This is a genomic window from Nocardioides jishulii (assembly GCF_006007965.1).
GTDB lineage: Bacteria > Actinomycetota > Actinomycetes > Propionibacteriales > Nocardioidaceae > Nocardioides > Nocardioides jishulii.
Genome location: NZ_CP040748.1, coordinates 348965 through 363491 on the forward strand (window position 1 = coordinate 348965; position 14527 = coordinate 363491).

Sequence of the window (14527 nt, forward strand, 5' to 3'; positions counted from 1 at the left end):
GCCGGCCGTTCGGCATTCTTCCGCGCCGGACAGAACGAGCCCGACGAGTGGCCGGCGGGTCAGCGGACCGGCGTCATTCCCGCCGGGCGAGGTGACGCGGCAGCTCGAGGAAGAGGCAGGCGACCAGACCGATCGTGAGGGTGATCGGGATGACCCACAGCGTCTGGGCCAGCGCGGCCGAGTAGTCGGCGGCCAAGGACGGGTCGATGGGCTGGGCCGCGCGCAGGCCGGCCTCGCCGCCGCCGGAGGCAGTCAGGCCGTACGCGTGCAGCCGCCAGTCGATGACCACGGCCGCGACCGCCGCACCCAGCGTGGAGCCGATCTGACGGGTGGTGTTGTAGATGCCCGCACCCGCCCCGGCCTGGTGCATCGGCAGGTTGCGGTTGGCGGTCGCCGACAACGGACCCCACAGGAAGGCCGAGCCGATGCCCAGCAACGTCATGGCGGCCACGGCCAGCCAGATCGAGGTGTTGGCGTCGATCACGAGCGCCAGTGCCGAGACCGCGACGGCGGCGCTGCCGAAGCCGAAGACGGTCAGCACCCGTGGGTGCTGGCGGTCGGTCAGGTTGCCCACCGTGCGGGCGAGCACGATCGAGCCCAGCGCGAGGGGCGCCATCAGCAGGCCCGCCTGGAGGGGCGACCAGCCACGTACGGCCTGGGCGTAGAGCATGAGCGGGAAGCCCATCGTCATGAACGAGAAGGCGACCATCGTGATGGCGATGTTGGAGATCGTGAAGTTGCGGTCGCGGAAGAGTGCGAGCGGGAGCAGCGGCTCCGTGCGGTTGCGCGACTGCCAGTAGATGAAGAGCGCCAGCAGGCCGATGCCGCCGATGATGAGCCGCCAGACGGTCACGTAGCCCCAGATGCGCCCCCAGTCGTACTGCTGGCTCTCCTGGATGCCGAAGACCACGCAGAACATGCCCGTCCCGAAGAGCGCGACTCCCACCCAGTCGAAGCGGTGGGGGTGGGTGGCGAGGTCGGGGACCAGACGTACGGCGGCGACGAAGGCGACCACGCCCACCGGCACGTTGATGAAGAAGATCCACTCCCATCCCCAGGCGCCGACCAGGAAGCCACCCAGGATCGGGCCGATCAGGGTCGCCGCACCCGCGGTGGCGCCCCACAGCGCCATCGCCTGGCCGCGGCGGGCGGAGGGGAAGATTCGGGTGATCACGGCCATCGTCTGCGGCGTCATCATCGCCGCGCCGACACCCTGCACGGCGCGGGCCGCAACCAGGGTGCCGACGTCGTTCGACAAACCGCACCACAGCGACGAGGCGGTGAAGACGACCAGGCCGAGGAGGTAGATCCGCTTCGGCCCGTAGCGGTCACCGAGGCGACCGGTGATCAGCAGCGGCACCGCGTAGGCGAGCAGGTAGGCGCTCGTCACCCAGATGGCGGCGTTGACGTCGGCGCCGAGGTCGGTGAGCAGGGCAGGGGTCGCCACGGTGAGGATCGAGGTGTCGACCATGAGCATGAAGAAGCCCGCGACCAGCGCCCACAGCGCGGGCCAGGGGTTCTCCAGCGTCTCGTCGCGCCGCTCGGGGGTGGCGACTCCCTGCACCTGACTCACGGGTCAGCCCAGGAGGGCGTCGTACGCAGCAGGGCTGGAGTCGCGCAGGAACTCCGAGCAGCGCTCCCACTCGGCGTTCTCACCGATCGCGCGGGCCGAGAGGGCCAGCAGCGCCAGCGCACGCAGGAAGCCGCGGTTGGGCTCGTGCTCCCACGGCACCGGGCCATGGCCCTTCCAGCCGTTGCGGCGCAGCATGTCCAGCGAGCGGTGGTAGCCGACGCGGGAGTAGGCGTAGACGGTGACGTCGTCGGCGCCGGCGTCGCGGGCCTGCTCGGCCAGCGTCGCCCAGGCGATCGGGGACTCGGGGTGGCTGCGGACCACCGCGGCCGGCGAGGCGCCAGCCTCCAGCTCGGCGGCGGCAGGGTCTTCGGGGAGGTGGGTGGGCGGGGGTCCCGCCATGAGGTCGACGTGAGGCATGTCGCCAAGCCTGCCACGCGGCCCCGACACCCGCCTTCCCGCGCGTCAGCGACGCCCCGCTCAGCGACCGAGCAGCGTCCGCACCTTCTCCGCACCCAGCGCCACGACCAGCGTCGGCAGGCGCGGACCACGGTCCGCGTCGACCAGCAGGTTGTAGAGGAGCTTGAAGAAGGTCTTCTGGTCGGCCTTCACCTCGTCGGTCGGGGCGGCGTCGACGGCGAGCCCGTGGGCCAGCTTCGGTACGCCGTAGACCACCGTGGTGACCTCGTCCTGGGTGAGCTCGGCCGGCAGGTTGTCGACCAGCAGGTCGAGCCAGCGCTGCTCGTCGGCCGACAGCGACGCGAGTCGCTCGGTGTCGGGGGTCTCGCGCACGGTCGTACGCTCTTCCGCCGGCACGAACTCGGCTGTCCACTGCATCGCCTTGGCCAGACGCGGCTGGAGGTCGCCGACGGAGTCGTGCGGGAAGCCGACCGACGAGATGACCTGGCTGATCAGCTCGGCCGAACCGGCGGTCACGTCGGCGACCGACGACAGCGTGCGGAAGGGCACCTGCACCGCGCTGACGGGCAGCGGACCACTGGCGGTCGCGGCAGCGCGCTCGTGGGCCAGCACGGCGACGTCGCGCTTGGCGGGGTCGGCGGCCTTCTTGGTCAGGGCGTCCCACTCGTCGTAGAGCCGCACGACCTCGGGGCCGAAGTCGATGCTGAAGGTCTGCTTGGGCGCGCGGCGCACGTACAGCCAGCGCAGGATCGACGGCTCGAGGATCTTCAGCGCGTCGGCGGCGGTCGGCACGCCACCGGCGGACGACGACATCTTCTGCATGCCGGCGAAGCCGACGAAGCCGTAGGCGACGAACGACGGCGCCCGGCCGCCGAAGACCTTCACGACGTCCTTGCCGACGGTGTAGGACGACCCGGGAGTCGCGTGGTCGGCGCCACCGGGCTCGAAGTCGACGCCCTCGTAGGTCCAGCGCATCGGCCAGTCGACCTTCCAGACCAGCTTGCCCTCGTCCTGGGTGGCGACGTTGGTGACGCCCTCGTACGCGCAGGCAGTGCAGGCGTAGGACAGGTCGGTGGTCTCGTCGTCGTAGGAGAGGAGCGTCGTGGTGTCGCGGCCACAGCTGCGGCAGTAGGGCTTGTAGGGGAAGCGGCTCAGGTCCTCGGTGCCCACGGGGCCGGGGACGGCCTCGACCGCGTCCTGCTCCATCGTCGACTCTGTCGACTCAGCCGCCTCGACGCCCTCCTCGGACGCTGCCGGGGCAGCCTTGGTGCGATAGCGGGCGAGCACCGACTCGATGCCGTGCCGCTCGCGGATCGCCAGCAGGATCTGGTCGCGGTAGGCGCCCGAGCGGTACATCTCGGTCTGGGAGATCTCCTCCATCTCGACCCCGAGCTCGGCGAGCGCGGCGCGCAACGGCGCCTTGAAGTGCTCGGCCCACGAGGTGTGGCAGTCCCACGGGTCCGGCACGGCGCTCAGCGGGCGCCCGATGTGTTCGGCCCACGAGGGGTCGACCCCGGCCGGCACCTTGCGGAAGCGGTCGTAGTCGTCCCAGCTGTGCAGGTGACGCGTCTTCACCCCGCGACGACGCAGCTCGTCGGCGACGAAGTGCACGGTGAGGAACTCGCGCAGGTTGCCCAGGTGCACGGGGCCGGAGGGGGAGGCACCGGACGCGCAGGTGACCAGCTCGCGGCCGTCGGCGTGGCGCACCGCCTCGTCGGCGGCCCGGGTCACCCAGTCGGTCGGCGGCTGGTCGCCACGGCCCTTGCCGCGTCCACGGCCCTTGCCCTGCTTCTCACCCGCCTGCTCGGCCGGAGGCCGCGCGTCGGGGGTGGGCTGGGGCTGGACGTCGGAAGACACGGCCGTACTCCTGGGGTCAGAGGGTTGCTGCGCGTCGAACGCTACCCGCCGGGGGGCGCAACTGCCGCAGGAGATCTCAGTGATGCCGTTGCGAGCCGTGCCCGACGACCCGGTGGCGAGGGATGCATGCCCTGCATGGCCGAAGAGGACCGAAAGCCCGGAGAAAGAGATGTGGCCGCAGGAACATCCCCCCACGGTGTCCTGCGGCCAACATCGATGTGACGGCGGGACCCCCAGGTTCCATGCCGCTGGGCAGAATCATGCCACGTCTCGGCGACGCCGCCAGAGAGAAGTTGCCAGTGGCACTAACATGCCACCATGCCCCAGGACCTTTTCGGCACCTCCCTCGGCCTCACTCCCCACGTCGAGCGTTTCTACCGCGAGGTCATGGGGGCCGACGGTTCGCGCGTGGAGCAGGCGGCAGCCGCACTCCTGATGCCCGTCGAGCGCTTCCTGGAGGAGCTCCAGCCCTTGGTCGACCTGGGTGTGAGCAACGTCACCGACGGCGTCCTCACTGTTCTGCCGCCACGCCAGGCCGTCGGCGTCTACCTCGAGCGTCATGCGGAAGCCATGGTCGAGTCGGCCAAGGTCATCGCCCGTGCCTCGAGCGCGGTGCGCTACCTGGACCCTGCGCCTGCCCGGACGACCGTGGGGAGCGAGACCCTCAACGCCGAGGTGGTCCACGGTGCCGCGCCGGTGCAGCTCATGGAGACCTGGGTCGCCGAGAGTGCGGGTGAGGTGATGCTCCTGCGTCCCGACCAGTGGCGCCTGCCCAGCGAGTCGAGGATGGCCGCCGCATCAGGTCGCGCTTCCGCCCAGGGACGCCGGGTGCGGGCGATCTACCCGGTGCGCGCCCTGCACCAGGCGCGGTCGACCCTGATGGACCGTCACGCGTCGGGCGAGGAGGTCCGCCTCCTGCCGGAGGTGCCGAGTCGCATGGCGATCGTGGGCGACGACCGGGCACTCATCCCCGAGCACCCGGGGTTGACCAACGTACGTGCGGTCGTGCTGCGCGACGCCGGCATCGTCGCGCCCCTGCGGCTCTACTTCGAGGAGCTGTGGAAGCAGGCCGTGGCGTTGCCGGTCTTCGACGCCCACGACGTACGCCAGGACGCCCGACGCCTGCTGCTCTCCGAGATGGCCGACGGGGCCCGCGACGAGCAGATCGCCCGCACGCTCGGCATCGGGTTGCGGACCGTGCGGCGGCGCATCGCCACCCTGATGCTCGAGCTCGGCGCCGAGACCCGCTTCCAGGCCGGCGTCGAGGCCGTACGTCGCGGCTGGGTCTGAGGCGGCCGACTCAGGGCAGCAGCATCCGGAACGCGCCGCGCTCCACGCGCCAGGTCCGCTCGGTGTGCGGCCCGCTCAGCTCGCCGTCGGCGGAGGTCCAGAACTTCTCGCCGGTGATCCGCACGGTCGTGCCGTGGAGGGCGGTCACGTCGTCGCGGTCCTGGTGGTCGCCGCGCGCGATCGCCGCGGCGTACGCCCACCGGGCCAGCGGCCCGTTGGCCGTCGACACCATGACGTCGATGCGTCCGTCGCTCACGTCCGCGTCGGGGGTGAGCTCCGCGCCGCCGCCCACCGAGGCGCCGTTGCCGAGGGCCACCATGAGGACCTCCTCGTCGGCGACCTCCTCGCCGTCGACCTCGATGCGGACCCTCACGGGCTCGGAGGCGGCGGCCTGCAGGGCGCCGATCGGGTAGCCCAGCTTGCCGAGGTTGAGCTTGCCGACCCCGGCCGAGCCGAGCTTCTCCTTCCAGTCCGCGCCGAAGCGCGCGGCCTGTGCGCCAGCCCCGAGGTGGACGTGGTTGACGACGACGGTCCCGTCGTCGGCGACGACCAGGTCGACGGGGCGGACGGTGCCCTTCATGAGCGCGCGGGCGGCCTCGTCGGCGACCAGCGGCAGGCCGACGGTGCGGGCGAAGTCGTTGCCGGTGCCGAGGGGGAGCAGGGCAAGGGTGTTGTCGGCCAGCTCCCCGCGGGTGTGGAGCGTCTGCACGACGGCGTGCAGGCTGCCGTCGCCGCCGGCGACCACGACCGTACGACCGTCCGCACCGGCAAGGGCGTCGTCGAGGTCGTCGAGGGAGGCCGTGGCGACGACTTCGACCGCGTAGGCGCTGCGCAGCACCGAGAGCGGAGCCTCGAGGTTCTCCTCGTCAGCTGTCCCGGCGCCCGAGTTGGTGATGACCAGCAGTCGCTCCATGGCCAGACCGTAGCCCACCCGGCTTTGGTAGAGTCTGGGCGCAAGAGCTCCGGTCTTGTACCGGGGCTGTTTCTGTGTAACGACGAGAGGGGCTGCGATGCCCGCGATCATGGTTCTGGGTGCCCAGTGGGGCGACGAGGGCAAGGGCAAGGCGACCGACCTGCTCGCCTCCGAGACCGACAGCATTGACTACGTCGTACGCACGAGCGGGGGTCACAACGCCGGGCACACGATCGTGGTCAACGGCGAGAAGTTCGCCACGCACCTGCTCCCGAGCGGCATCCTGACCCCGGGCGCGACCTGCGTCATCGCCAACGGCGTCGTCGTCTCCCCCGAGGCGCTCTTCCGTGAGCTCGACCTGCTGCTCGACCGCGGCGTCGAGCTGGCGCCGCTGGTGGTGAGCGCCAACGCCCACGTCATCGCCTCCTACCACTCGACGATCGACAAGGTCACCGAGCGCTTCCTCGGCAAGAACCAGATCGGCACCACCGGGCGTGGCATCGGTCCCGCCTACGCCGACAAGATCAACCGGGTGGGCATCCGCGTCGCCGACCTCTTCGACGAGGGCATCCTGCGCGAGAAGGTCGAGGCTGCCCTCGACACCCGCAACCACCTGCTGACCAAGGTCTTCAACCGGCGCGCGATCGAGGTCGATGCCGTGGTCGAGGAGCTGCTCTCCTACACCGAGCGCCTGCGTCCGATGGTCGCCGACACCTCGTTGCTGCTCAACCGCGCGCTCGACGAGGGCAAGACGGTGCTCTTCGAGGGCGCCCAGGCCACGATGCTCGACGTCGACCACGGCACCTATCCCTTCGTCACCTCGTCCAACCCAGTCGCTGGCGGCGTCTGCGTGGGCGCGGGGATCGGCCCCACCCGGGTCGATCGGATCATCGGTGTCATCAAGGCCTACACGACCCGTGTCGGCTCGGGCCCCTTCCCGACCGAGCTCTTCGACTCCGACGGCGAGGCGCTGCAGCGCATCGGCGGCGAGATCGGGGTCTCGACCGGACGTACGCGGCGCTGCGGCTGGTACGACGCTGTCATCGCGCGCTACGCCACCCGCGTCAACGGCCTCACCGAGTTCTTCCTCACCAAGCTCGACGTGCTCACCGGCTGGGAGAAGATCCCGGTCTGCGTCGCGTACGAGATCGACGGGGTGCGCCACGACGAGATGCCGATGACGCAGACCGAGTTCCACCACGCGAAGCCGGTCTACGAGTACCTCGACGGCTGGACCGAGGACATCTCCGGCTGCCGCACGTTCGACGAGCTGCCCGCCACCGCGCAGGCCTACGTCAAGCGTCTCGAGGAGCTCTCGGGCAGCCCCATCTGGGCGGTCGGCGTGGGTCCTGGTCGCGAGCAGACGGTGGTCGTCCACCCGGAGTGACCCCGACAGGGCTGCGCCGGGTCGGGCCGGGAGCCTGGCTCAGGGGCGTTGCTGGACGGCGTGGATCAGGTCGCTGCCCAGCTCGACCAGCTCCTGGCGGCTCAAGGTCACCGCCCCGGTCAGCCAGGAGGCGAGCACCTCGGCGAAACCGGCGGCGAAGAGCAGTCCGTTGAGCCGGGTGCGCTGCGCGGGCCAGGCAGCACCGCCGAAGATGTGCTGCGCCTGGTCGCCCACCAGGTCTGCGAAGTCGGCGAGCGCCTGACGCCGGCGCGCCCGCAGGGCGGCGTTGCCCGTCGACTCCACGACCGCCACCCGCCCCTTCGTCGGGGCGTCACCGAAGAGATCCACCACCGCAGTGATGGCAGCCGTGACCTGCGCCCGGGGGTCCGGGGCGCTGGCGGCGATCGCGGCCAGGGCGACGTCGGTGATCTCGGAGGCGACCGCGTCGAGCGCGGCCACCATGGCCTCGTCACGGTGGGCGAAGGACTCGTAGAAGTAGCGTTCGGTGAGCCCTGCTTCGGCGCAGATCGCGGTCATCGTCGTGCCGGACTCACCCTCGCGGGCCAGCAGCTCGACCGTCGCGGCCACCAGCTGGGCGCGTCGCGTGGCGGCGCGCTCGGTCGCTGACCTGCCCCCGTAGCTGCGCTCGGCTCCGCTCACGTGCTCATCCTGCCGGACTTCGTGCGCCCCCAAACCCCTGGCGTCGTGGGCCGTGGACCGACGGTTGACAGTGATCCAGGTCACCCCGAAACTGACAGGATTCCCTGTCAGATGACCTCGAGGAGCCCCGCATGAGTCGTTCCACCACACCCGGACGGGGCACCCGCTTCCTCGAGGGGCGCGTCGTCGCGATCACCGGCGGAGCCCGCGGCATCGGCGCCGAGACCGCCCGCCTGGCCCGCGACGCGGGCGCCGACGTCGTCATCGGCGACCGCGACGTCGCCCACCTCGAGCAGGCGGCCCAGGAGCTCGGGGTGCGCTGGCACCCGCTCGACGTCACCTCCCCCGAGGACTGGACCGGCTTCGTGAGCGCCGCCGGGGAGGTCGACGTGCTGGTGAACAACGCCGGGATCATGCCGGTGGGGGAGTTCCTCGCCGAGGACCCGCGGGTGACCCGGCAGATCTTCGAGGTCAACACCTTCGGCGTCATCCACGGCACCCGTGCCGTGGCGCCGGGGATGGTCGCCCGGGGCCGTGGGCACGTCGTCAACATCGCCTCGGCCGTGGGCCGGGTGGCCCTGCCCAACGGGGCCTCGTACTCGGCCTCCAAGCACGCCGTCGTCGGCTTCACCGAGGCGATGCGCGCCGAGCTCGCGCCCGCCGGGGTGGAGGTCTCCATGGTCCTGCCCGTGATCGTCAACACCGCCCTGGGCGCGGGGGTGGCGCGCACGCGTGGGGTCCCGACGCTCGACCCGGAGCAGGTCGCCGACGTCGTCGTCGACGTGATGCGGCGTCCCGTCCCCGAGGCCTGGGCACCCCGGTGGGGCCAGCCGGTCACCAAGATCTCCCAGGCGCTGCCGCGACGGTTCCAGGACGTCGCTCGCCGGCTGATGGGAGCCGACGACGTGCTCACCCACGCCGACGCGGGCGTACGCGCGTCCTACGAGGCGGAGGCGCGTCAGGGTTGAGCGGCGTCTCGCCATGCACGGTCGCTGTCGCCGTCGACGTCCCACCCGGCTCGGGTGCGGGTGGGAGGGTCGGCGCGGACGCCTAGAATCACCCCACGTGAAGACCCTCGTGATCGGTACCGGTGGCCGTGAGCACGCCCTCGCCCTGGCTCTCTCCCGTGATCCGGGGGTCACGGAGGTGCACGCCGCGCCGGGCAACCCCGGCATCGGGGCCTTCGCCACGCTCCACCCCGTCGACCTCATGGACGGTGCCGCCGTCGCCGCGCTCGCGAAGGAGGTCGGCGCTGACCTGGTCGTCGTCGGCCCCGAGGCGCCGCTGGTCGCCGGGGTCGCCGACGCCGTCCGCGCCGCCGGGGTCGCGGTGTTCGGGCCGTCGGCCGCCGCCGCACAGCTCGAGGGGTCCAAGGCCTTCTCCAAGGAGGTCATGGCCGCCGCGGGCGTGCCGACCGCCGGCTCGCGCACCTGCACCACCGCCGCCGAGTACGCCGCCGCGCTCGACGCCTTCGGTGCCCCGTACGTCGTCAAGGACGACGCGCTCGCCGCCGGCAAGGGCGTCGTGGTCACCCTCGACCGTGCGGAGGCGCTCGCCCACGCCGAGGCCTGCGGCCGGGTGGTGATCGAGGAGTTCCTCGACGGCCCGGAGGTCTCCCTCTTCGCGGTCTGCGACGGCGCAGGGGCCTACGCGCTGCAGCCGGCGCAGGACTTCAAGCGGATCTTCGACGGCGGCCAGGGGCCGAACACCGGCGGGATGGGGTCGTACTCGCCGCTGCCGTGGGCGCCGGCCGACCTCGCCGAGGCCGTGCTCGCGACCGTCGTGCAGCCGACCCTGGACGAGATGATCCGCCGAGGCGCCCCCTTCGTCGGGTGCCTCTACGTCGGGCTGGCGCTCACCGAGAGTGGTCCCAGGGTCATCGAGTTCAACGTGCGCTTCGGTGACCCCGACATCCAGCCCGTGCTGGCGGTGCTCACCTCGCCGCTGGGCGAGCTGCTCGCCGCTGCGGCCACCGGGGAGCTCTCCCGGGTCGCGCCGCCCCAGTTCTCCGACGGCGCCTCCGTCACCGTGGTGCTGGCCTCGGCCGGCTACCCGGAGTCCTCGTCGAAGGGCGACGTGATCACCGGAGTCGAGGCGGCCGACGCGCTGCCCGACGTCGACGTGATCCACGCCGGCACCGCCACCGACGGCGAGGGCCGACTGGTCACCGCCGGTGGGCGCGTCCTCGCTGTCCGCGCCCTGGGCGCCGACGTCGCCGACGCCCGCGCCAGGGCCTACGCCGGCGCCGACCAGATCGCGTTCGACGGCCTCCAGCGCCGCTCGGACATCGCAGCCGAACCCCTGGGCGTCGTCGAAGGCGCCTCACTCAAGGAGTCTGACCACTGATGGCACTCGTTCCCAACGTCCTGGCGACCCGTTACGCCGCCGCCGACCTCGCTGCCATCTGGTCGCCGGAGCACAAGATCGTCCTGGAGCGCCAGCTCTGGGTCGCCGTGCTCAAGGCGCAGAAGGACCTCGGCATCGACGTGCCCGACGGCGTCATCGAGGCGTACGAGGCCGTCATCGACCAGGTGGACCTCGGCTCCATCGCCGAGCGCGAGCGCATCACGCGCCACGACGTGAAGGCGCGCATCGAGGAGTTCTCCGCGCTCGCCGGTCACGAGCACATCCACAAGGGCATGACCTCGCGCGACCTCACCGAGAACGTCGAGCAGCTCCAGCTCAAGCAGAGCCTCGAGCTGCTGCGCGACCGCGCCGTCGCCGCCCTCGCCCGTCTCGCCCGTCTTGCGACCGAGCACGAGACCACCGTGATGGCCGGCCGTTCGCACAACGTCGCTGCCCAGGCGACCACGCTGGGCAAGCGTTTCGCCACCGTGGCCGACGAGATGCTGATCGCCGTGCAGCGCATCGAGGAGCTGCTCGCGCGCTTCCCGCTGCGTGGCATCAAGGGCCCGATGGGCACTGCCCAGGACATGCTCGACCTGCTCGACGGTGACGCCGACAAGCTCGCCGAGCTCGAGCAGCGCGTCGCCGCCCACCTCGGGTTCGACCACGTGCTGACCTCGGTCGGCCAGGTCTACCCGCGCTCGCTCGACTTCGAGGCGCTCTCGGCGGTCGTCCAGCTCGTCGCCGGCCCCTCCAACCTCGCCACCACGATCCGCCTGATGGCCGGCATCGAGCTGGTGACCGAGGGGTTCAAGGAGGGCCAGGTCGGCTCCTCGGCGATGCCGCACAAGATGAACACCCGCTCCTGCGAGCGCGTCAACGGCCTGGCGGTCATCACCCGTGGCTACCTGTCGATGGTCGGCGAGCTGGCCGGCGACCAGTGGAACGAGGGTGACGTCTCGTGCTCCGTCGTACGCCGTGTCGCCCTGCCGGACGCCTTCTTCGCCGCCGACGGCCTCTTCCAGACCTTCCTCACGGTGCTCGACGAGTTCGGCGCCTTCCCGGCCGTGATCCAGCGTGAGCTCGACCGCTACCTCCCGTTCCTGGCCACCACCAAGGTGCTGATGAGTGCGGTGCGCAACGGCGTGGGCCGCGAGGTCGCCCACGAGGCGATCAAGGAGGCCGCCGTCGGCACCGCCCTGGCGATGCGCAAGGGCCAGGTCGAGAACGACGTCTTCGCCAAGCTGGCCGCCGACGAGCGCCTGGGCCTGACCCGCGAGCAGATCGAGGCGCTGGTCGCCGAACCGATCACCTTCACCGGCGCCGCGGTCGCGCAGACCCAGGCTGTCGTACGCAAGGTCGCGGCGCTCGCGGAGAAGTACCCGGACGCGGCGGCGTACACGCCCGGCGCGATCCTGTGAGGTTCGCACCGGCAGGTGGCGGCGTGGTCAGTCCTCGACGCCCCGCCCCCAGGTCACCGTCTCGGCGACCGCGGGCGGGGCGTCGTCGCGCAGCTGGGGGTCGGGAGTGGCGCCGAGGGAGGCATTGACGCTGGAGAAGGCCAAGCGGAGCGCGACGTAGGTGGTGAGGGCGAAGACCTGGCGGTCGTCGAAGCCCACCGTGCGCAGCGCGTCGACGTCTGTCGCCTGCGTGGCCGCGGGGTTCCGCACCACGGCGTCGGCCCACTGCGCCAGGGTCCGGACCCGTTGGGGCAGGTCGTCGAGCTCGCCGCGCAGCACCGCCAGCGCGGTCGCCTCGTCGGCGAGGCGGCTCAACCGCCCGCCCCAGGCCAGCGCACAGTAGCTGTCACCGAGCGCAGCGGCCGTCGCGCAGATCAGCACGCCACGGTCGGCCGGCGTGAGCCGGGCGACCTCCGCGGTGTGCACCAGCAGTGAGGTGAGGGCCTCGTTGGTGGGTGGGTCATGGGCCCACAGGTGGGTCAGGTTCATCACGTAGCCGTCGTCGGCGACGTCGGCGGCGTAGAGCGTCTGGACGGCGGGCCCGTCCACGGGTTCGCTGAGAAAGGTCATGACCCATTCCACGGCCACCGCCCGGTGAGGGGCAACGGCCGGCGTGACCTGATTCTCTCTCCTACCCAGTTTGGGAGATGGTGGCCGGCGGGAAAAGTGAATCCTTGACGATCCCCCCATGAATCCCCATGACAGGAGAGGCGCTGCGACGCGCCGAAGCCACATGCGTGACACCACAGACCGGCACGGACCCCAATTGACGCCGGAGCCGGAGTTCCCGGCCGACGACGCCGCGGAACGGCACCCGGCCCTCGACTACGCCCCTCTCGACGACCAGCAGCGTGGCGGCTTCGACAAGGTGGTCTTCGGCGTCACCGCCGCCATCGTCCTGGCCTTCCTGGCCTGGGGTGCCGCCGACACCGAGGGCCTCGCCACCTGGTCGAGCGGCGCCCTGGGGTGGATCATCGAGCACACCGGGTGGCTGTTCATCCTGGTCTCCAGCGGCTTCGTGGTCTTCGTGCTGTGGCTGGCGATCGGCAAGTACGGCAACATCCCGCTGGGGCGTGACGACGAGGCGCCCGAGTTCCGCACCACCTCGTGGGTGGCGATGATGTTCAGCGCCGGCATGGGCATCGGCCTGATGTTCTGGGGCGCCGCCGAGCCGCTGGAGTACGTCCGCAACGTCATCCCCGGCACCGACGCCGACCACGCGGTCGAGACCGCGATGGCGCAGACGCTCTTCCACTGGACGCTGCACCCCTGGGCGATCTACTGCGTCGTCGGCCTCGCGGTGGCGTACGGCCTGTACCGCAAGGGCCGCGTGCAGCTGATCAGCGCCGTCTTCCGCCCGCTGCTCGGCAAGGCCGTCGACGGGCCCGTGGGCAAGGTCATCGACATGCTCGCGATCTTCGCGACGCTCTTCGGCTCCGCCGCCTCGCTGGGGCTGGGCGCCCTGCAGATCGCCGAGGGCTACCGCATCGTCTCGGGCGGCAACCAGGTCACCAACACCTTCCTGGTGCTGCTGATCGTCGGGCTGACCATCGCCTTCATCGTCTCGGCCGTCTCCGGCGTCGCGCGTGGCATCCAGTGGCTGAGCAACATCAACATGGTGCTCGCCCTGCTGCTCGCCCTCTTCGTCTTCCTCGTGGGCCCCACGATCTTCGTGCTCAACATGGTGCCCACCGCGCTGGGGTCGTACGTCGACCAGATGGGCGTGATGGCGGGCCGCACGGGCGCCGAGGGCCCCGAGGTCGCTGGCTGGCTCGGCTCGTGGACCGTCTTCTACTGGGCGTGGTGGGTGAGCTGGACGCCGTTCGTCGGCATGTTCATCGCCCGCATCTCGCGCGGGCGCACCATCCGCCAGTTCGTCACCGGAGTGCTCCTGGTGCCCAGCGTGGTGAGCCTGCTGTGGTTCGCGATCTTCGGTGGCGCAGCCATCTTCGAGACGCAGAACGGCGTCGACCTCGGTGACAACTCCACGCAGGTCCTCTTCCGCCTGCTCGACCAGTACCCGGTCGCCGAGGTCACCAGCGTCCTGGTGATGGTCCTGGTCGGCATCTTCTTCGTCTCCGGCGCCGACGCCGCCTCCATCGTGATGGGGTCGCTCTCGGAGCGCGGAGCGGTCGAGCCCAAGCGCCTCAACGTGGTGTTCTGGGGCTCGCTCACCGGAGCGGTGGCCGCGGTGATGCTGGTGATCGGCAACAACTCCGGCCAAGGGGGCGACGCGGCGCTGCAAGGGCTGCAGAACGTCACGATCGTCGCAGCGCTGCCGTTCGTCGTGGTGATGATCGGCATCTGCGTGTCGCTGGTGCGCGACCTCAGCCGGGACCCGATGGTCGTACGCCGCGCGTACGCGATCTCCCGTGTCGAGGAGGCCGTCGTCCAAGGACTCACCGACCACGGCGACGAGTTCGCCCTGGCCGTGGTGCACGACGAGGCCGGCACCAACCCGGTCACCCTGCCCGACCTCACCGTGCCCGACCCGGACGAGGCCTCGGTCGTCGCCGACGGGCGGGTCGGGGAGCAGATCGAGGTGGCTGCCGGTGTCCCCGACTCCGACACCGACGCGGCCGAGGAGCTGCCCCGGGTCTGAGGTCGCTCCCGTACGCAGCAGG

Annotated in this window: 12 protein-coding genes; 6 read left to right on the forward strand and 6 right to left on the reverse strand. The window is 71.3% G+C overall.

The window, feature by feature from the left end; all coding sequences use genetic code 11:
* Positions 1–73: 73 nt before the first annotated feature.
* The 3 genes from FCL41_RS01530 to lysS are packed head-to-tail and all read right to left on the reverse strand — an operon-like array spanning position 74 to position 3847.
* Positions 74–1573 carry an MFS transporter gene (locus FCL41_RS01530; RefSeq protein WP_239021722.1) on the reverse strand — a complete coding sequence of 500 codons (1500 nt, stop codon included), beginning with the start codon at positions 1571–1573 and terminating at the stop codon, positions 74–76.
* A gap of 3 nt (positions 1574–1576) precedes the next feature.
* Positions 1577–1990, reverse strand: coding sequence for a DUF3151 domain-containing protein (locus tag FCL41_RS01535; protein ID WP_137064292.1), 414 nt, complete (start codon positions 1988–1990; stop codon positions 1577–1579).
* Between the two features lie 60 nt (positions 1991–2050).
* Positions 2051–3847, reverse strand: coding sequence for a lysine--tRNA ligase (lysS, locus tag FCL41_RS01540; protein ID WP_137064291.1), 1797 nt, complete (start codon positions 3845–3847; stop codon positions 2051–2053).
* Positions 3848–4165: 318 nt separating this feature from the next.
* Here lysS and FCL41_RS01545 point away from each other — a divergent pair, with 318 nt between their 5' ends.
* Complete coding sequence (locus tag FCL41_RS01545; protein WP_137064290.1) at positions 4166–5137, forward strand: helix-turn-helix domain-containing protein; 972 nt, start codon at positions 4166–4168, stop codon at positions 5135–5137.
* A gap of 10 nt (positions 5138–5147) precedes the next feature.
* Here FCL41_RS01545 and FCL41_RS01550 read toward each other — a convergent pair whose 3' ends face one another.
* On the reverse strand, positions 5148–6050 hold the full coding sequence (locus FCL41_RS01550; RefSeq protein WP_137064289.1) for a diacylglycerol/lipid kinase family protein: 903 nt from the start codon (positions 6048–6050) through the stop codon (positions 5148–5150).
* 97 nt (positions 6051–6147) lie between these two features.
* Here FCL41_RS01550 and FCL41_RS01555 point away from each other — a divergent pair, with 97 nt between their 5' ends.
* A complete protein-coding gene (locus tag FCL41_RS01555; RefSeq protein ID WP_137064288.1) occupies positions 6148–7437 on the forward strand; it encodes an adenylosuccinate synthase in 1290 nt (429 codons plus the stop codon).
* 39 nt (positions 7438–7476) lie between these two features.
* Here the strand turns inward: FCL41_RS01555 and FCL41_RS01560 are convergent, their stop codons facing one another.
* Positions 7477–8097: a TetR/AcrR family transcriptional regulator gene (locus tag FCL41_RS01560; RefSeq protein WP_170970129.1), complete on the reverse strand. Its 621-nt coding sequence runs from the start codon at positions 8095–8097 to the stop codon at positions 7477–7479.
* 131 nt (positions 8098–8228) lie between these two features.
* On the opposite strand from FCL41_RS01560, the gene FCL41_RS01565 reads away from it, so the two are divergent.
* The 3 genes from FCL41_RS01565 (at position 8229) to purB (ending at position 11864) form a co-directional block, all read left to right on the forward strand.
* Entirely contained in the window at positions 8229–9065 is an 837-nt protein-coding gene (locus FCL41_RS01565) for an SDR family oxidoreductase (RefSeq protein ID WP_137064286.1), read from the forward strand.
* A gap of 97 nt (positions 9066–9162) precedes the next feature.
* A complete protein-coding gene (purD, locus tag FCL41_RS01570) occupies positions 9163–10443 on the forward strand; it encodes a phosphoribosylamine--glycine ligase (RefSeq protein WP_137064285.1) in 1281 nt (426 codons plus the stop codon).
* Positions 10443–11864 (forward strand): adenylosuccinate lyase, encoded by a 1422-nt coding sequence (purB, locus tag FCL41_RS01575; RefSeq protein WP_137064284.1) that lies wholly within the window; start codon positions 10443–10445, stop codon positions 11862–11864. The genes purD and purB overlap by 1 nt, the downstream gene beginning before the upstream one ends.
* A gap of 27 nt (positions 11865–11891) precedes the next feature.
* On the opposite strand, the gene FCL41_RS01580 is transcribed toward purB, so the two are convergent.
* On the reverse strand, positions 11892–12473 hold the full coding sequence (locus tag FCL41_RS01580) for a carboxymuconolactone decarboxylase family protein (protein ID WP_137064283.1): 582 nt from the start codon (positions 12471–12473) through the stop codon (positions 11892–11894).
* A gap of 163 nt (positions 12474–12636) precedes the next feature.
* Here FCL41_RS01580 and FCL41_RS01585 point away from each other — a divergent pair, with 163 nt between their 5' ends.
* Positions 12637–14505 carry a BCCT family transporter gene (locus tag FCL41_RS01585; protein ID WP_137064282.1) on the forward strand — a complete coding sequence of 623 codons (1869 nt, stop codon included), beginning with the start codon at positions 12637–12639 and terminating at the stop codon, positions 14503–14505.
* Positions 14506–14527: the final 22 nt, after the last annotated feature.